This is a genomic window from Streptomyces achromogenes, from assembly GCF_030816715.1.
Taxonomy (GTDB): Bacteria; Actinomycetota; Actinomycetes; order Streptomycetales; family Streptomycetaceae; genus Streptomyces; species Streptomyces achromogenes_A.
Genome location: NZ_JAUSYH010000001.1, coordinates 1,003,339 through 1,020,966 on the forward strand (window position 1 = coordinate 1,003,339; position 17,628 = coordinate 1,020,966).

The following is a 17,628-nucleotide window of genomic DNA, read 5'->3' on the forward strand; positions in this document are numbered from 1 at the left end:
ATGTACTCAATCCACCGACTCCTGTGGGACATCCGCCGGCATCCCGATGTGGCGGCCCGTTACCGATCGAGCCCCGACGAGGTTCTCGACGCCTACGGCATCACCGGGGAGTTCCGCACCTGGATGAAGGACCTCGACTTCAAGTCGATGTACGAGCACGGGGTCAACCCGTACCTGATGTTCTTCTGCGCGATCCAGCTGGAGGTCGACCGCGCCGCTTACCAGGCGCAGATCCGAGGGGAGAAGTCCTGATGAGCACGTACGGCCGGATCGTCGGCGCCTTCGCGGCGTCTCACGCGCCCGGCATCACCGGGTGGCCGGAGCGCGCCGCGTCGGACGCCCGCGCAGCGGTGGAGCAGGCGTTCACCGAGGTACGTCATCGCATCGAGGAACTCGAACCGGACGCCGTGATCGCGGTGTCGGTCGAGCACTTCACCAACTTCCACCTCGGCAACCTGCCCGCCTTCGCGATCGCCACCGGGGATTCCTACCTCGGGCCCTCGACCCCGGAGATGGCCCGTTTCGTGAACGTCGAGCAGCACTCCTACCCGGGCGCAGCCGCCCTGGGCAGCCACCTGTACTCCTTCGCGCTCGGGGCGGAGTTCGATCCCGCCCTGGTCGAAGGGGGGCTGGAGTTCGACGAGAACTTCTGCGTCCCGCTGAAGCATCTCGACCCCGGCTCCAAATATCCGCTGGTCCCCGTGATCGTCAACGGAGTGAACCCTCCGTGGCCCACGCCGAAGCGCTGCTACGACTTCGGGCGCATGATCCGCGGTGCCGTCGAGAACCAGACCGAGGTCAAGAGGGTGGTGGTCCTCGCCACCGGTGGCCTGTCGCACTGGGTCGGACTGCCCGAGTCCGGCCACATCAACGAGGAGTTCGACCGCGACTTCATGTCCCGGCTGGAGTCGGGCGATCCGGAGCGCCTGACGGACTACACCGGCGAGGAGATCGACCGGGCCGGCAACGGCGCCCACGAGATCCGTACCTGGCTCGTCGCCGCCGGCGCGGCCGGGGTCGGCTTCGACGTGCTCGCCTACGCGCCGGTACCCGTCTGGCTCACCGGCACCGCGGTCGCCGCAGCCCGGTTGTGACCACCGCACAGGCCCCACAAGAAAACGCACTGTCTCCAGGAATTCAAGAATTTTAGAAGGAGTTACCGTGAGCAAGCTTCCCAAGATCACCGGTCGCGACATGCGCGGTGTGATGGCCTACCCCCCGACCCCGGCCCTGCCCGGCGCCGAGCGCGTCGACGCGGTCGACACGGTCGACCTGGACGAGACCGAGCGCATGATCCGCAACCTGATCAACGACGGCGTCGACGCGATCGCGCTCAACGGCACCCTCGGCGAGATGGCCACCCTCACCCTGGAGGAGTGGAAGGCGTACGCGGCCTGTGTCGCGGAGACCGTCCGGAGCGTCGACGAGGACTTCCCGGTCTTCATCGGCGCTACCACGCTCAACACCCGTGACACCGTCTCCCGGATGAAGTACCTGGCCGATCTCGGAATCACCGGCACGCTGCTCGGCCGGCCGATGTGGGGAGAGATGGTCGCCCCGGTGATGGAGCGCTTCTACCGCGACGTCGCCACCGCCGTACCCGAGCTGGCGATCGTCGTCTACGACAACACCGCGGCCTTCCGCGGCATCATCCCCCGGCGGGTGTACAAGACGCTCGTGGAGCTGCCGCAGGTGGTGGCGGTCAAGTACGCAGGCGGTGCGTCGGTCGGCTTCCGCTACCACAACGACATGGCGCACACCGGGACGAGTTTCCCTCTGATGTCCATCGAGACCGACTGGTACCCGGCCTGGGAGATGTACGGCGAGGAGCTCGTCGGCATGGCCTGGTCGTCCACGACCGCGATGGGTCCCGGCCCGGTCCTGGAACTGCGTGACGCGCTCCAGCAGGGGCGGATGGAGGACGCCCGCTGGCTCACCGAGCGGCTGCGATGGGCCCACGAACCCTTCCTGGTGGGCCAGGACTTCATGGAGTTCGCCAAGTACAACATCCCGCTGGAGAAGATCCGGGTGAACGGCGCCGGTTACCTCAACGTCGGCAAGTGCCGCCCGCCGTACACCGAGGACCTCGTCCCGCAGGAGCACGTGACCACGACCGACGAGCATGTGAAGCGCTACCTGCAGATCCGGACCGAGATCGAGCAGCGGTTCGGCAAGCGCACCCCGAAGCAGGCTCTGAGCCAGGTGTGACGGGATGAACACGAAACCGGAATCCCAGTCCCTCGCCGCGTGGGTCGAGGAGACCCGCGAGGGTATCGACAGCGGCCGGTTCCCGGTCCGCGCCTTCAACGACCAGGCCGTTTACGACCTGGAGCAGGAACGGCTGTTCTCGAAGACGTGGTGCTTCCTCGCACACGAAAGCGAGATCCCCCATCCCGGGGACTATGTGACCCGGTACATCGGGAACAACAACCTCATCGTCGCCAGGGACGAACACGGCGAGATCCACGCCAACCTGAACATGTGCCGGCACCGCGGCAACGTGATGTGCAAGGCGGAGATGGGCAACGCCTCCCACTTCCGGTGCTCGTACCACGGCTGGACCTACAAGAACTCCGGCGAACTGGTGGGCGTGCCCTACATGAAGGAGGGCTACGAAGGCCGGCTCAAGCGCAAGGACTGGGGTCTGGTCGGGGTCAGGGTGGACTCCTACGAGGGGCTTGTCTTCGGCTGCCTGGACCCGGAGGCGCCGCCCCTGGACGAATACCTGGGAGGGTTCCAGTTCTACCTGGACCTCTACCTCAAGCACGGGCTCGGTGGGGTCGAGGTCCACGGGCCGCCGGACCACTGGATAGCCGACACCGACTGGAAGATCTGTACCGAGAACTTCGCCGGCGACGGCTACCACACCCCGGTGGCCCACCAATGGGGATTCCACCTCGGCTACTTCCCTTCCTCGGGCTCGACGCACAGCCAGGGCTGGGCCGTCAGCATTCCCGGAAAGGGCCACGGCATCGGTCTGGGACACGGTCCGAACTTCCCGCCTTTCGGGGGCTTCCCCGACGACCTGGTGGCGGAGATGAAGCAGTCGCTCAGCCCGGAGCAGGTGGAGGTGTTCTCCCGCACCCGGACGGCCGTCGGGTCGGTCTTCCCCAACCTCTCCTTCCTGATGCAGCCGTTCAGCCTGGAACCCGGCGAGATCGGGGTCCGATTCGTCACCATGAGGCTCTACCACCCCGTCGGCCCGGGCCGGATGGAGATGTACTCCTGGTGCCTGGTGCCCAAGAACGCCTCTCAGGAGTACAAGAAGGAGGCTTACCGCGCCTACACCTTGGCGTTCGGCCAGGCGGGCACCTTCGAACAGGACGACTTCGAGAACTGGACGAAGGTCACCCAGGCAGCAGGGATGACGATGGTCCGCGATGTCGACTTCCCCTACATCATGGGCATGGACAGCGCGCCGGACCCGGAGTTCCCGGGCCCGGGCCACGCGGTCGTCCCCTACGTCAACGACACCAACTTCCGGAACCTGTGGAGCCGTTGGGCGGACTACCTGGCAGGGGAGGTGTGATGGGCGAGCAACCCGTCGACCGCGACACCGCCTCCGAGATCCAGGAGTTCATGTTCCGTGAGGCGCTGGCGCTCGACGAACGCCGCTTCCGGGACTGGCTGGCGATGCTGACCGACGACATCCGCTACGAAGCGCCACTGCGAGTGATCCGGGAAGGCCTAGCAGTCTGGGATCTCTCGCCGACGTCGCGGATCTTCGACGACGACCGGCAGACCCTCGAGGTGCGGATCCAGCGGTTGGAGACCGACTTCGCGTGGGCGGAGCAACCGCCCTCCCAGACGCGGCACTTCGTCACCAACGTTCTGGCCGACCCGGGCGACAACCCGGACGAGTACGAGGTTCGCTCCAACTGCCTCATCTACCGCAGCCGCGGCACCAGTCCGACACCGAGTCTCTACTCGCTGTCCCGCAAGGACGTCGTCCGTCGCACGGAGGACGGATGGCGACTGGCGCGCAGATGGGCGGCCTTCGACCAGGCGCTGATCAACGCGCACAACCTGTCCATCCTGATCTAGCGAGGCACGACGTGGACGAGATCAGCAAGCAACCCACCATCGAGCGTCCGCCGGTCGGTGACGTCTCGCAGTATCCGGAGCAGTCGGCCGAGGGGCCGATCGTCATCGCGAACGAGTTCGCCGACGTCGTGATCCGCAAGGTCGAGACGCGCAACGGCATGCGGCTGGACATCTGGTCGCCTCGCCGGGGCAGCAGGATCCTTCTGGACGCGGTGGCCCTCGACTGCCTCACCTTCCAAGAGCCGGAGCTGATCTCGGAGCTGCTGGAGAGGAGGCCGGCACCGTGAGCGGGCGCCTCGCCGGGCTGAGCATGCTCGTCGCCGGTGCCGGTTCCGGCATCGGCAGGGCTGCCACCTTGGCTTACCTGCACGAGGGCGCGACGGTCACCGCGATCGAGCGGTCCGCCGAGCACGCTGCCGCACTGCGCCACGAGGGCAAGGGCTCGCCCCTGCACGTGGTCGAAGGAGACGCGACCCGTGCCGACACCCTCGCGAAAGCAGTGGAAGAGGCGGTCCTGGCCGGCGGAGGACTCCATCAGCTCACTTGCTGCGTCGGTGTGTTCGATCATTACGCCTCGCTCCGTGAGCTGCCCGTGGACAAGCTCGTCGGTGCCGCCGAGGAGACGTGGCGGCTCAATGTCCTCAGCACTCTGGTCGCGGTCGCCACGGCGTGGCCGGCGTTGCGCGACACCGGCGGTTCCGTGACCCTCACGCTCTCGGAATCGGCCTTCCGCCCTGCCGGAGGAGGTGTTCTCTACGGGAGCTCCAAGTGGGCTCTGCGCGGCGTGGTACAGCACCTCTCAGTGGATCTTGCCCCACATGTGCGGGTGAACGGGGTCGCACCGGGAGGTACCACGGGCACCAGGTTCTCCGGCCTGGACGCTCTCGGGCAGGGCGAGTCCACCGTCGACGCCAGGGTTGGCCGCGACGAGCGCATCAGAGCCGGCACCGCTCTCCGGGTGAAGCCGACTCCCGAGGACCACGCCGGTGCCTTTGTCTACCTGGCCGACCCGGTTGCCGCACGGATCGTCACGGGAGTCGTCATCAACAGCGACGGCGGGCACACCGAGGGCTGACGAGGCATGTGTGGCTTGCGGCCGCGCCTCGTGTGCAGCGTACGGCGAGGGTACGGCCGCGAGCCACAGGCACAGGGGTCATTCCTGCGTGCTTGCGGCACCGCCATGAGCCCAGCAGGGCGATTGCAAAGTTGCGGTGACCTCGTGAGTGTGCAGGTCACAGCGGGGTGACGAGGCAGGGAGGGCGCGCGACCGGACGCAACGAAGCTCCGTTGTGGAGGTGACCTCGCCAAGTCGCCTGCGCCCAACGGAGCTTCGATGTGCCGTCGGTCTGCCACCATCTGTCTGGTCAAGCCGCGGAGCTTGTCTTCACCGCGCGCTGACGTCGCGGAGCCCGGGCACTCGTGCACGACTGCCCGGTCCCACGCCGGCGGGTGTGGGCCTAACACCGCGCCGGGTCCAGGCCCCGCGGGTAGGGTGGGACAGCCCAGTCGGCACCGTGGACGCGGCCGTCCTGGTCGTCCCCGAGTTGGTCACCAATGGCCGAGCTTCCGCCATCGTGTGCTCTCTGGCTCGTGATCACGGCGGGTACGACGACGCCGGCGGCGTGGTCCGATGGGCAGAGCCGGCCTGCTGAAGATCACCTTCAGCGCGGAGGGCGTTTACCGCATGGAGGGGGCTGCCGGTGCGTCGTCGCTCCCGCCGGAGGTCCGGACAGGGGGCGGAACGCGAGGCTCGGACACCGCCACATGCCGATGAGACCGAGCAACGCCGCCACGAAGTAACCGCATGGCAAGCGGCGAACGCCGGGACGACCGGGTTGCGTTGGGTCGCGGTCCGGCGGTTCTTCGCCAAGGATGCGCTGCCGGTCGCAACCGCACCGCCGAGGGCGAGCACCGTTCCGGTGATGCCGCGACGACTCCCCCTGTGCCCACTTCGGGTCGGCACTCAGTGCGACGTCCCGCCGACGCTGTACGGGCAGCGCTCGGCGTCGGCGGGACTGGTCTCCTCCTGTCTGGGCGAAGGGCCAAGGGACAACCGGCGACTCAAGGCGCTTGCTCTACTCCAACGCAGCTCCGCCCGCCGACAGCGTGGCGACGGACCGTGGGAACAGCGACGCCGTCGCGCTGTCCCCCTTCAGGTGTATTGGAACTGCCTACCTCGGGCGCAAGGTTTTTGATGCTGGAGGTCGCAGGAGCTCAGGCTGAGAAGAACCGATTGTCCCCGTCCGGGTGACACTGCCGGCGGTGTGGACCCCTGACAATCGTCGTCAACCCGGCCATGAGACGCGAGCAGCCGAAGGGCCGCCCACTGTGACGTAGTAGCCCACCACGTCACCGGCATGAGCCTCCCCTACCAGCGCATGCCCGGCCCACGTACCCGCGCTCCTGCTCGGCTGCCAGGCCGTCCAAGGACTGGCCTTGGCGGGCCGTCGGCAACCCCGATCCTCGCCCCCGGCCCTTCTGGACAAACCACGACCGGCTGGACCGATCACCAAGGATCGAGGTCTGAGGTGCTTCGCCCGACGGCACGGCCAGCAAAAGCCGTCCGCCACAGGCGCTGACCCGAGGCGCCTGATCAATGCATCAGTGACCACTGAGTCAGCCCAGTAGATGTGATTCCCACCAAGAGGAGCAGTCGACAATGACCACGCCAAGTACACCGTTGCCGGCCACCAACGGGCCGTCCGCAATGCGCGCGTCGTTGATCTCCGGTCTCACCGGCGGACTGATGGGGGCCGTAGTGAGCGCCCTCATCAACTATGCGCTGATCGGTGTGCCGAGTAGCGCCACGGCCAATGCTTTGAATCATGCTCTGAGCGGCCTCATCAGTGGATTCGCTGCCGGTTTCCTCGGACTCCGCGCACATCAACGCAAGGTCTCCGCCGCGGCCGAGACCGAGGCCGAGGCCGAGAGAGCCGACCAGTGAGGCGGCTTCACACACTTTGAGGCGACCGAGCCTCCCCGTAGCGGCGGCGCATCGGAAAGCTGTGGGGTGAACGCCACCGGTTTCAGCGGAGCCGTGACAGGAGGTACATGATGCGGCGATGGGCGACCTCTCCAACGTCCTAAGGGTGGCGACGCGGGGCGCTCCGGCTCCCTGTGGGACGTCAGAACCAGGAGGATGCCGTGAAGACAGGTGAACCTCACAGTGACGCCCTCGACGTGCGTGTCCTCGGAACACTGGAGCTCTACGCGGGCGACCGGCGGCTGGAGATCGCGGGAGGGCGGGCACGAGGTCTCGTCGGGCTGCTTGCCCGATCCGTGGGGCGGCCTGTGGCAACCACGGAGATCGTGCGACAGGTATGGGGGCTGGCGGAAAAGGAGGCGCACAAGCCAGGGGTCCGTAACGCCGTACAGGCCCGGGTGTCGTCGTTGAGGCGCGTGCTCGACCCGAGCGTGTTGTGTGCCGTGCCTGGCGGCTACCTCCTCGACCTTCCAGGCCAGGCCGTGGACTCGGCGCGGTTCGAGACCGCATTGTCCGAGGCCAGGGGACTGCGCCGGCGGAGCGGGGTGGATGGCGTGGCCGAGGCGTATCGGTGTGCGCTGGCGCAGTGGCGGTCCGAGTCCGCCTACACCGATGTACGGCACGTCCCTGCGCTCGGGGAGGAAAGCGACCGCCTCGCTGAGCTGCGATTGCAGGCACTCAAGGAGTGTCTGGCCGCAGAGGTGGACGAGGGGGCGTACGACATTGCTGCTGTAGAGCTGTTGACGCTGACGAGGCAGCATCCGCAGGTCGAGGAGTTCTGGGCGCTGCGGATGCTGACTCTGTCCCGGCTGGAGCGGCAGGCCGATGCCCTGGCCGTCTACCAGGAGGCTCGGCGCGTGCTGGACGACCGATACGGGCTCGTACCTGGGGCTCGCTTGCAGGAGATGGAGCGACTCATCCTGCGGGGTACGGGAGCAACTGTCTCTGGAGCGAAGCCGGCCGGGCCGACGAGCGTAGGCCTGCCCGCCACGTCCTTCCTCGGCCGCGAGGGGGAAGTCGATGCGACGCTGAATATTCTCGGTCGTACCAGGATCCTCACGTTGACCGGCCCGGGTGGCGTAGGCAAGACAAGGCTCGCGCTGGAGGTGTCGCGGGCGCTGGTCGACCGCCGGGCACCGGCGGTGGCTCAGGACGCGATTGTGGTCGATCTTGTGCCGTACGCGCCTGGCGATGATCTGGCCACGGCCGTTCTCGACTCGCTGTGTGCCGCGACGCTGCCGGGCGGGACATCCGGCCGAGGGCGCAACCCCGTTCAGATGCTGTGCGACGCGCTCAAGGGTCGTCGGGTGTTGGTGGTCCTGGACAACTGTGAACACGTCGCGGACGAGGCTGCCGCACTCTCTGCCGCGCTGAACGCGGGCACAGAGGGGACCACGATCCTGGCCACCAGCAGGCAGCCGCTTGGTATTCCCGGTGAGGCCGTTCATCCGGTCGCGCCGCTGGCCGTGCCCTCGGACCTCGACGACGTCGTGGCTCTGGCCATACTGCCTGCCGTCCGGCTCTTCCTCGACCGTGCGCAGGCCGTACGGCCGGGTCTGACCGTTGACGCCGCCGGCGTACGGACCATCAGCCGTGTTTGTCATCAACTCGACGGCATCCCCTTGGCGATAGAACTGGCGGCGGTACGTGCCGGTGCGTTGGGTCTGGCCGGCGTGGAGCGTCTGCTGGACGATCGGTTCCGGCAGTTGGACCGGGGCCCGGGAAGGGGCCCGGACCGGCACCGCACTCTGGAGTCGGTGGTCGGCTGGAGCTACCAGCTGCTCGACCGCCGGGAGCAGCAGGCTCTGGACCGCCTATCGGTGTTCCGTGGACCGTTTCTGCCCCAGCAGGTGCGGGGACTGTGGACTCATCTGGGCCAGGACGACACCGACGTCCGGGCCCTGCTCGGACGGCTGGCGGCAAGGTCGCTGGTGCAGGCCGAGGCGGCGGAGGGCTTTCCGGAGAGGTTCAGGCTCCTGGAGACCGTCCGTCTCTACGCCGGCCGGAAGCTGGAGGCCACAGGTGGGACCGAACGCGTCGTACATGCCCAGGTGGACGTCTATGTTTCTCTGGCGACCTCTTGCAGTCGTTGGCTTGTGGGAACCGGTCAGGCGCAGGCCGTGCGCACGCTCATGCTGGAAGAGGGCAACATCCGTGCGGCCTTCCAGCGTGCGCTGGACCGCGGCCTTGGTGACCGCGCCCACCAGCTCGTCGGTGCGCTCGGATACACGACCTGGATGCGTGGCGGCCGCACAGCGGACTGGGAGCTGATCACCAGATCGCTTTCCCTGCCCGCACAGGACGCGGAGATCCGAGTGCGGGCCTTGGCATGGGCGGCGAACATAGGCTCTGTTTTCGGTCACCTTCGGGAGGCCGTGCAGTTCGGGGTACAGGCTGCAGAGGCGGCCCGGGGGCATGAAAGCATCCGGATCGCGGACCTGGCCCTCGCATACGTGGGCAAGGCGCACGCGCTGCACCGACTCGGCCGCTGGGAGCAAGGGGACGCGGTCCTGGAGGAGGCGCGGCGTCTGGCCCTGTCGTCAGGCGACCCGTGGACCATGGCCGCACCCTCGATGGTGCGTGGCCTGGGTTTGCTGGCGCGCGGACGGATTACCGCTGCCGAAACGGCCTTCATGACTGCTGCCGAACAGTACAGTCGGTGCGCCGACAACTGGGCCCAACAGCGAGCGCTGTTGCGACGGGCAATGACCTGCGAGGCCCGGGGCGATCTCCGCGGCGCCGCCGTGCTGCTCGCCGAAGCGGTTCAACTCGTCGAGGAACTCGTTCTGCCGGAGGTCGCCGTACCGGCGAAGGTTGCATTGGCACGGGTGACGCTGCTGGCCGGGCACATCGACGCCGGCCGACACATGGTCCATGAGTTGACCCGGTCGACTACCGTGCTGTCGCTGGACGTCCCGGCCGCACAGCTCGCCCAGTGCAAGGCCATCCTCGCCGATGCGGACGGCAGATCGGCCGAAGCGATCCGCCGCCACCTGGACGCCGGAGTCGGCCTGGCAGATGTGGGCCTGTATGCCGAGGCCGTGGAATCATGGGCGCGGGTCGTGCTCCTCGCCGAGCAGGACAGCCCCCAGTTCGCCGCCGCCCTGGGGGCCGCGGAGCAGGTGGCGACAAGGAGCGAGAGCCCGCGCGTGTTGGCCATCGTGCGGTACATGCGAGGCCTGCGAGCGGGATCGGACTCGGCTGCGGCCGATGAACTCGCCGCAGCGGAGGGACTGTTCACCCAGAACGGCCTTGGCCTGCCCGCCCTGCTGCGACGCGGCGGCCCAGCGGCAGGCTGATCGAGAGGTCGGATCTGTGCGATCCAGAGCCCGGGCCGCCGGGCGAGCAACCTCGCTGCCCCGTTCGCACGGGTCATAAAGCGGCTTGGGATGACGGCCGTGTTTCGGAGCATCGTTGCTGCGGTCGGCCTTGGGCCTGCTGTCGCTGCCCGACGCCGCCGGACGTATTGCCGACTGACGGTTCAGTCGCCGCCGTGCATGGCACGAGTGAGCTCCACACGTGACCGCAGTGACAGCTTGCGGTAGGTGCTCTTCAAGTACTTCTTGACTGTGTGGGGACTGAGGAAGAGCTGCTCGGCGATCTGCCCGTCTCTCAAGCCCGAGGCCACGAGGTCCGCGATCTCGTACTCCCTCGGGCTCAGGGCCTCCTGAATCAAAGCCCGTGCATGGGTAGGTGCCTCAGCCGGGGTGTGCATGATGGTGATGAGGATGTCGTCAGGCAACTGCGTCGACCGTAGCTTCAGACCGGTCTCTGGATCTTCGCAGGGACGCATCGTCCCCTCGGGTGCCTTTGCCGCTCCGTCGCGTGACCGGGCCAGGAGGTCGTCGAACGTCCGGCCGTCGGAGAAACCGCCGATGATGCGCTGCGCCGCAGCGTTCGCGGTGCGTTCGGCGGTGCGGATGTCGGTCACCACCACCGGCTCGTCGATCAGGTCGAGAGCCGCGGAGGCGCGAGCGAGTCGCCTGCCGATCTCTTCGGCAATCCTGGCACTTTCCATCGCCAGGCCGGAGAGACGGCCAAGTGCCTCGACGACGGCCAGCTCTCCCACGGCGAAAGCGCCCTGGTCCGACGTACGAGCTACGTTCAAGGTGCCCCGTACCTCCCCCGCCACGATCAGGGGCGCCTGCAACGTATGAGCGATGCTGTGCAAGGCGAGAACCTGCCGGTACAGAGGGAGAAGCATCCACTCGGCCGGCTCGTAGATCTCAGCTTCCGTCACCGCTGAACGACTGGTCAGCACCGCCTCCAGCACCAGGTCCGAGTCACGACCCTGATGTTCATACTTGGCCAGGAAATAGTCGCCCACTCCATAGGCCTGGACGCTCGATGCCGCGTTCCCCACGCTGCGCAAGAGGTACGCCCCTGCGGCCTTTCCGGGAACGACGCGGCCGAGCTCATCAAGGACCTTCGCCTGGAGGTCCTGCTCCGCGCAGGCCCCCGCCTCGGCAGTGAATCGAAGCAGCCTGCTGCTCACCGAAGAGTTCACGTCTGAAGCCCTTCGCTGGTAAAACGACCGATGCTCGCCTGGCTGGCCACCATCAAGTGCTCGTTTCGGTGCTCCGTCGTCATTCGCCTGTGTCCCGAGAACCTCGTGTCCAGTCGGTCCCCCGGAAGGCCGGCACGTGACGGTCTCACCGCTCACGCTTGATCCGAGGATCAACCCAATGCCGGAGAGCGGTCAAGTGTGCTGACCCCGTAGCAGCCACGGGGGACCGCCGTGTCCGGAAGATTACCCATTCGGGTGACACTCGGGCGCGGACGCGGCAGGGCGCACCAGGCTCGGTGGACCCCGACGAGTACCCACCCCGGCAACGGTACTCGCTTGAGGTCTGCCCCATCCGGTGGGGGGCAGCCACGCTGACTCATGAGCACCAGAGGAACCACGAGAGGAACCAGCGGTGACGAAGATCCGAGCCAGTGAATTCCAGAACCCCTACTCGGCATACAGTTCGGAGTTCTCGTCACTGGACGCCGCCGCCGTCATGGCGCAGATCGGCATCCAGTACGACCCAGGAACCGACGTCCAGGACATGCGCGACCAGGTACTGCACGCCCTGGAAGCAGACGCCTCCGTGTATCAGATCGAGGCCGGACGACACCTGGACGCGGCCGGCCAGGTCAACGACGTGTTCCTGGCGTACTGGGTCTCGGGGGACGACTACCGCCGATGGCATGCCGAGCACCCGCTGGAATCCTGGGTGCCGGAACCGGGCGAACGAAGCGTCGGGCTCTGGGTCGAGTCGCTGCAGGTACCGGCCCGCCGATTGGAGACGTCGTATTCCACGCAGGATGCCCGGTGGGGCATGGCGAAGAACCGGTCGAAGGAGCTCAACCCGTACCACTCCTACTTCGGGTCGATGCGCGACCGCATCCACGACGCAGAGGACGGTGGGCTGCCCGGAACAGTAACGGATGTGTCACCGGGCGCCGTGATGTCCGGCAGCCGTCTCGTCTCGTTCGAGGTACCGGAGAACATGTGCTTCATCCGGTCACCTCAAGGGTGGCGGCACTGCCCCGATGCGGAGCGCGACTGGTTCGAGGAGAAGATGCTTCCGGTGTATCAGGCGGGGGTCGACTACTTGTCGGAAAACCCCCTCGACACCGGGTGTCTCAGCATCCGCAAGATCGACGTCCACCACCCTGCTGATGCGCAGGTCCAGACTGCCACGCTGGCCTGGTGGCAGTCGCTCGCGCACCTCGAGGCCTGGGCGCACGAGCATCCCACCCATCTCGCCATCTTGCAGAGCTTCGGCGGGTTGGCCCGGCACTTCGCGCCCGACGTCACCGTGGTTCTCGGTCACGAGGTCTACGTCGTGCCGGCGGGCGGTGCCCGGGCGGAATACCTCAACTGTCACGACCGCACGGGTCTCCTGCCGTTCTTGGGACACCTGAGCGGCGCTGTTTCCGATCTCGTTTCCGACCACTGAGCGTCCCGGATCGCCCGGGGCGAAGGAGAGCGCGATGCCGAACCACATCGTCGACTACGAAGTCGCCGGCCTGCACGTTGCCAGGCGGAGACCTGACCCCGCTTCGACCGCCAGGCCGAACCCCGTGCTGTTGGTACACGGCGGACTCCACGGGGCGTGGTGCTGGGACGATTTCACCGAGTACCTGTCAGCCAGAGGCTGGGACTGCCACGCTCTGAGCTGGAGAGGTCACGGAAAGTCACAGCCGTTGCCGCCGGAAGAGGCTCTCCGGCGTTCCATCGAAGACGTGGCCCCCGATATCGAAGCAGTGGCCTCCGGGCTCCAGGAGCCACCGATCATCATCGCTCACAGCATGGGTGCACTCGCGAGCCTGAAGTACGCCGAACGCAATCGGCACGCGGGCATGGTGCTCCTGACACCCGGTCTCCCAAGGGAGGTGACCCCCGACAATCTCGAGGTACCGACCGATCCCACTCAGATGTGGGGTCCGCCGCCGTTCGAGCTGACGAAACAACTGTTCTTCTCCGGAGCCGACGAGGAGCTTGCCCGGCGGTACTACGAGCTCCTCATCCCGGAGTCCCCACGGGCGGTGGCCCAAGTCACCACGGAGTGGAGCGTCACTGTCGATCCGGTGAGGATCTCGGGGCCGCTCCTCGTCCTCGCGGCTGAGCACGACGCCTTGTCCGATCCGGCCGCCGTGCACCGGCTGGCCCGGTTGCTGGGCGCGGACTACCGCTACGCGGCTGGCTTCGGTCATGGCGTCACCCTCGACCGGAAGTGGGCGGACATCGCGGAGATGACGCACCGATGGCTCTGCAACATCGCTGGTGAGGGCGAGGGCGAGCCACAAAGGGAGGCGCTGATCCAATGATCGACTGGGACAGCCACGGTTCCCGCCCCGTCGGGCTCCCGGATGTCCAGTACAGTGGAAAACGGGATGAAATGCCTACGGCCAGACCTCAAGCATCCATGGCCAGGGTCGGACGGACGGATACTCCGGTGAGCGCGTCCTCAACCGGCCGCATCGCGGTCTCTCATGCCGTCGGACCTGTGGCCACTTTCGTTCTGGATGACGAGGGCATCGTGACCGCGTGGAGCCCCGCGGCGGAGGAGCTCCTCGGATACAGGACGACCGAGGTCGTGGGACGGCCGGCGGCTGTGCTGTGGCCCGGAACGCCTCCGGACCTGACCCGGAAAGGGAGCATGTCTGGACCGTCTCGTCCTTCGCGTTGACCGGGGGGGATGGGCCAGATCATCGGGTCACGATGACCGCTCCGAAGAGGGAAGTGAGGGTGACCGCCGCCGTGGAGGAGGCGGCCACCTCGCGGCTGATCTCGACCGTGATCGACCGGGCCGGGCGCCCATGCGCACCCCGCTCGGCTTCGCTGCGCTGGTCAGTGCAGGAACCCCGGCTACGCACCCGGGGCAGCCGACGCTCAGACGGTGATCTGGTTCTGGAGCACATCCCGGACCAGAGTGGCCAGGCTTTCCGACTCAGTCTTGACCTTGATCCGAGCCCGGTGGACATCGACCGTCTTGACGCTGGTGCCCGGCCGCCGGGCGATGACCTGGCTCGAAAGTCCGCTGATCACCAGTCGTAGCACCTCTCGCTCGCGGGGCGTCAGGGTCTCCAGCCGGGAACGGATCTCCAGACGACGACGGTGCCGGGCAAAGAGCCGCGTTGCTTCGAGAAGTTGCTCCTGAACGACTTCCAGCATCTTCCGCGGCTCGTAGGGTTTCTCAAGGAAGTCAACGGCTCCCTGGCGCAGGGCCAGCACAGACATCGGGATGTCGCTGTGAGCCGAGCAGAAGATCACCGGTGCCGGGAAGTCCCGGGCGAGGAGCTGCTCCTGCGGTGGGAACCCACTCAGCCCGGGCATGCGCACGTCGACGATCAGTACGGCGGGCTCCGCCGGATCGAACTCGGAGAGGAAGGACGCCGCGTCGGGATAGGTGAGGGTCTGGATGCCGACGCTCTCGAAGAGGAACACCAACGACTGGCGCAGGTCCTCATCTTCGTCGACGATGTGGACCACGGGCGTGGTCCCGACGCTCCGTGGGGAGTGGCACTGTGGATCACGGCAAAGGCTTGACCGCGTTACCGCCATGCGCCCAAACGCGCTGGATGAGTTCCGCCCTATTGCGCGCGTCCACTTTGGCGAACATGCGCTTGAGATGCTGCTTCACCGTGTTCTCGGTGATGAAGGCCTGTTCCGCGATCTGTCTGGTGCTGAGACCCTGAGCGACCAATTCGGCGATCTCCTGCTCTCGCCGGGACAGCACGTTCCAGGCCGGCAGGGTTCGCGTCCTTTCACTATCGGCCTTGAACACCAAGGTGACCGCGACGTCCTGCGTCTGCGACACGTTAAGGGATCTCGTGATCAGATGCTCGCCGGATCCGGGGTCGTGGACACTCCCGGTGTAAACGCGCCGGCCGTTCGTGCGGAATTCTTCCATCGCCTCGGCGATGGGCACGTCGAGGGGACCGCCCAACCCGTCGGCACCGCCCGCCTCCAGTTTGCGTGCGGCCCGGTTCCGGAACAACGTCCGACAGTCCAGGTCGGTGACGACGACAGGCTGCGCAAGCGAGTCCAGCGCCTGCTCGAGGAAGCCGACACGGCGGCCGGTGACCTCGAAGCGCAAAGCCCGTTCCATGGCCAGGCCAAGCTGCTCACCCATGAACCCGGCTGCCACAAGGTCCCTCCGGCTGAACCTGGGACGGCTCTGCGCCCGCGCGAAGTTCAGAGTGCCGAAGACAGCCCCGCCCACTATCACCGGCGCCTCCAGCGAGTGGACGAAACCAGCCACGCCCAGCGCCGCGTGCGCGCCGCTCGACTCCCATACCTCGGGAACGGGGACACGAGACGAATCGATGGCTCTTAGTTCGCGTAGCGCGAATTCGAGGACCGGGTCATCTCGTCTGCCGTAGTCCTCGTAATCGTCAAGAAAGCGTTGTTGTGCCGAAACTCCCATGATGCCGACCCGGTCGGCATCTGCGTGGAGCCGGTACGCCGCGTGGGCATCTGAAGGGATCATGGGTGCTCCGGCACGCATGAACGCGTCGGTGACCTCGTCCACACTAAGGGCCGACTGCAGGGCACGGACATACTGCTGACGGGTATCGATGGTCGCGGATGTCTGTGACTGCATTTTCTCGATCACCTTTTACTGTGTGCTGAGTTCGCGTTGGAGACCGCGTCAGCTAGCCCGAGAGAATGGCCTATTCTTTCCCCGCCCGGCCAGGGTGTCAACAGAATGAGTGCGCCTCACGGAGAGACGTCAGGGGCACGTCAGTGGGATTTTACTCACCAGCGGTCCATGCTTGGGCGCGACATGACTTTTAAGGGAGCCTTGCAGCGGTGCCGCTCCAGGGTGAGGATGGCGGCTGCGATTGACGGAACCAACGCGGCTCCTGTGCCTGCGGGTTGAGAATTCGAACACCTCCCCCATCGGCACGGGAGCCTCGTGCGTTGCGCACCCTGTCGGCGTCACCCGATCGGTGGCCGAGCTGAAAACGCTCACTGACAAGCCACGACTCCCGAGGGCGCCTGCGGCTTTCCGCAGAGGCCGGGATCGAGGATGCTGTGCGCAACATGTTCGAGAGGCGCGGTTTCGGAGGCACGAAGACACGTCGGCGCTGCGGGACGTCGAAGAGGCCGTGGCATGCGTCCTGGGCGAACTAGGTAAGAGCCGACCAGACGTTGTGGGGCGCATGGCGCGTGTACGCCGCTTCGATACATCCGACACCGAGAAAACGCCCGCCGAGGCTCAGCCGACAGCGCGAGCCGTTCACTCGGCGATCCGGCGGTGTTCGGCCTCGTCGAGGTCTTCGACTTCCCGTCGGCCCGAAAACCGTCGTACGCCGTCACGTCGCCGACGCCACGAGGCCGCCATGGTGGCGTACGGAGCCTGAGAGGCACGCCGGGGCTCATCGAGAACTTCACCGAGGCCCAGAACGCCTACGCGTCATCCGCCTCGATGAGCAGACGGAGCAGGTCGTTGAGGGGCTCGATGATGTCCAAGTCCTGATTCAGCAGCCATTTCCCCTGGAGGCCGCTCAGCATCGCCTCGATCATCAGGGCCGCACTTCCGGGGCTGATGCCCTTGCGCAGCCTGCCGCGCTCCGCGTACTCCCGCAGCCCCTCCGTCAGGTGCGCGAGCCCGTGGGCCTGACGATCGACGAAGTAGGAGTGCGCGAGGTGGTCCGGGCGTGAGGCGGCGGCGGCGAGCTCGATCCACAGGCACATCAGCTCGGGGTGTTCCTGGTGCTTGCGGAGCCGGGCGCTGAAGTAGGGGGCGAGATCCTCCAGGCTTGCGACCCGAGCCGTACCCTCCGCCCACTCCTCGGAGTCGCGCTGCGCGAGGACCGCGCCGAGGAGTTCCTCCTTGCCGCGGAAGTGGTGGAGAAGCCCGGCGGCCGTTATGCCGGCGCGTTCGGCGATGTCACGCAGGGAAGCAGCGGCGTACCCGTGCTCGGCGAAGCTCTCGCGTGCCGCGCGCAGGATCTCCTCCCGCCGGGCCGCCGACTTGGCGTACGGCCCGCGTGCCTTCGCCTCACTCACGGTGTGGTCACCCCTTATCGCGAACTGTCCGACAGCAGTCCGGCGGACTTCGCCTCACCTTACGCATCGAGCCAAGCCCGCAATATAACAT

16 protein-coding genes are annotated in these 17,628 nt (G+C 66.9%); 12 read left to right on the top strand and 4 right to left on the bottom strand.

The window, feature by feature from the left end:
• The 9 genes from QF032_RS04415 to QF032_RS04455 all read left to right on the top strand — a co-directional run bounded on the left by QF032_RS04415 (position 1) and on the right by QF032_RS04455 (position 10,326).
• Positions 1–252, top strand: coding sequence for a hypothetical protein (locus QF032_RS04415; RefSeq protein ID WP_307040175.1), 252 nt, complete (start codon positions 1–3; stop codon positions 250–252).
• Positions 252–1,094, top strand: a complete 843-nt coding sequence (locus QF032_RS04420) for a hypothetical protein (protein ID WP_307040177.1) — start codon at positions 252–254, stop codon at positions 1,092–1,094. The genes QF032_RS04415 and QF032_RS04420 overlap by 1 nt, the downstream gene beginning before the upstream one ends.
• 67 nt (positions 1,095–1,161) lie before the next feature.
• Positions 1,162–2,208 carry a dihydrodipicolinate synthase family protein gene (locus QF032_RS04425; RefSeq protein ID WP_078947647.1) on the top strand — a complete coding sequence of 349 codons (1,047 nt, stop codon included), beginning with the start codon at positions 1,162–1,164 and terminating at the stop codon, positions 2,206–2,208.
• Positions 2,209–2,212: 4 nt separating this feature from the next.
• The gene (locus QF032_RS04430; RefSeq protein ID WP_307054979.1) at positions 2,213–3,529 is read left to right on the top strand and encodes an aromatic ring-hydroxylating oxygenase subunit alpha; all 1,317 of its coding nucleotides are present in this window, start codon (positions 2,213–2,215) and stop codon (positions 3,527–3,529) included.
• Entirely contained in the window at positions 3,529–4,044 is a 516-nt protein-coding gene (locus QF032_RS04435; protein ID WP_307040183.1) for a 3-phenylpropionate/cinnamic acid dioxygenase subunit beta, read from the top strand. The genes QF032_RS04430 and QF032_RS04435 overlap by 1 nt, the downstream gene beginning before the upstream one ends.
• Before the next feature lie 11 nt (positions 4,045–4,055).
• The gene (locus tag QF032_RS04440; RefSeq protein ID WP_234311807.1) at positions 4,056–4,331 is read left to right on the top strand and encodes a dihydrodiol dehydrogenase; all 276 of its coding nucleotides are present in this window, start codon (positions 4,056–4,058) and stop codon (positions 4,329–4,331) included.
• Positions 4,328–5,119 (top strand): SDR family NAD(P)-dependent oxidoreductase, encoded by a 792-nt coding sequence (locus QF032_RS04445; RefSeq protein ID WP_307054980.1) that lies wholly within the window; start codon positions 4,328–4,330, stop codon positions 5,117–5,119. Before QF032_RS04440 ends, QF032_RS04445 begins: the two co-directional genes overlap by 4 nt.
• 1,584 nt (positions 5,120–6,703) lie before the next feature.
• A complete protein-coding gene (locus tag QF032_RS04450; RefSeq protein ID WP_307040186.1) occupies positions 6,704–6,988 on the top strand; it encodes a hypothetical protein in 285 nt (94 codons plus the stop codon).
• A gap of 200 nt (positions 6,989–7,188) precedes the next feature.
• Positions 7,189–10,326, top strand: coding sequence for a BTAD domain-containing putative transcriptional regulator (locus QF032_RS04455; RefSeq protein WP_307054982.1), 3,138 nt, complete (start codon positions 7,189–7,191; stop codon positions 10,324–10,326).
• A gap of 182 nt (positions 10,327–10,508) precedes the next feature.
• Here the strand turns inward: QF032_RS04455 and QF032_RS04460 are convergent, their stop codons facing one another.
• A complete protein-coding gene (locus QF032_RS04460) occupies positions 10,509–11,534 on the bottom strand; it encodes a response regulator transcription factor (protein WP_307054984.1) in 1,026 nt (341 codons plus the stop codon).
• A 412-nt stretch (positions 11,535–11,946) separates the two neighbouring features.
• On the opposite strand from QF032_RS04460, the gene QF032_RS04465 reads away from it, so the two are divergent.
• The 3 genes from QF032_RS04465 (at position 11,947) to QF032_RS04475 (ending at position 14,208) form a co-directional block, all read left to right on the top strand.
• On the top strand, positions 11,947–12,975 hold the full coding sequence (locus QF032_RS04465; protein ID WP_307054986.1) for a phenylacetaldoxime dehydratase family protein: 1,029 nt from the start codon (positions 11,947–11,949) through the stop codon (positions 12,973–12,975).
• Positions 12,976–13,009: 34 nt separating this feature from the next.
• Entirely contained in the window at positions 13,010–13,846 is an 837-nt protein-coding gene (locus QF032_RS04470) for an alpha/beta hydrolase (RefSeq protein ID WP_307054987.1), read from the top strand.
• A 98-nt stretch (positions 13,847–13,944) separates the two neighbouring features.
• Entirely contained in the window at positions 13,945–14,208 is a 264-nt protein-coding gene (locus QF032_RS04475; protein WP_307049913.1) for a PAS domain S-box protein, read from the top strand.
• 203 nt (positions 14,209–14,411) lie between these two features.
• On the opposite strand, the gene QF032_RS04480 is transcribed toward QF032_RS04475, so the two are convergent.
• The 3 genes from QF032_RS04480 to QF032_RS04490 all read right to left on the bottom strand — a co-directional run bounded on the left by QF032_RS04480 (position 14,412) and on the right by QF032_RS04490 (position 17,537).
• Positions 14,412–15,011, bottom strand: a complete 600-nt coding sequence (locus tag QF032_RS04480; RefSeq protein WP_307054989.1) for a response regulator transcription factor — start codon at positions 15,009–15,011, stop codon at positions 14,412–14,414.
• Between the two features lie 40 nt (positions 15,012–15,051).
• Entirely contained in the window at positions 15,052–16,137 is a 1,086-nt protein-coding gene (locus QF032_RS04485; RefSeq protein WP_307040197.1) for a LuxR C-terminal-related transcriptional regulator, read from the bottom strand.
• Between the two features lie 797 nt (positions 16,138–16,934).
• A complete protein-coding gene (locus QF032_RS04490; protein WP_307054991.1) occupies positions 16,935–17,537 on the bottom strand; it encodes a TetR/AcrR family transcriptional regulator in 603 nt (200 codons plus the stop codon).
• Between the last annotated feature and the right edge of the window lie 91 nt (positions 17,538–17,628).

Excerpts from the sequence above, each read along its gene's own strand:
- QF032_RS04415 (WP_307040175.1), top strand. The coding sequence starts at position 1 with ATGTACTCAATCCACCGACTCCTGTGGGACATCCGCCGGCATCCCGAT.
- QF032_RS04420 (WP_307040177.1), top strand. The coding sequence starts at position 252 with ATGAGCACGTACGGCCGGATCGTCGGCGCCTTCGCGGCGTCTCACGCG.
- QF032_RS04430 (WP_307054979.1), top strand. The coding sequence starts at position 2,213 with ATGAACACGAAACCGGAATCCCAGTCCCTCGCCGCGTGGGTCGAGGAG.
- QF032_RS04435 (WP_307040183.1), top strand. The coding sequence starts at position 3,529 with ATGGGCGAGCAACCCGTCGACCGCGACACCGCCTCCGAGATCCAGGAG.
- QF032_RS04450 (WP_307040186.1), top strand. The coding sequence starts at position 6,704 with ATGACCACGCCAAGTACACCGTTGCCGGCCACCAACGGGCCGTCCGCA.
- QF032_RS04470 (WP_307054987.1), top strand. The coding sequence starts at position 13,010 with ATGCCGAACCACATCGTCGACTACGAAGTCGCCGGCCTGCACGTTGCC.
- QF032_RS04475 (WP_307049913.1), top strand. The coding sequence starts at position 13,945 with ATGGCCAGGGTCGGACGGACGGATACTCCGGTGAGCGCGTCCTCAACC.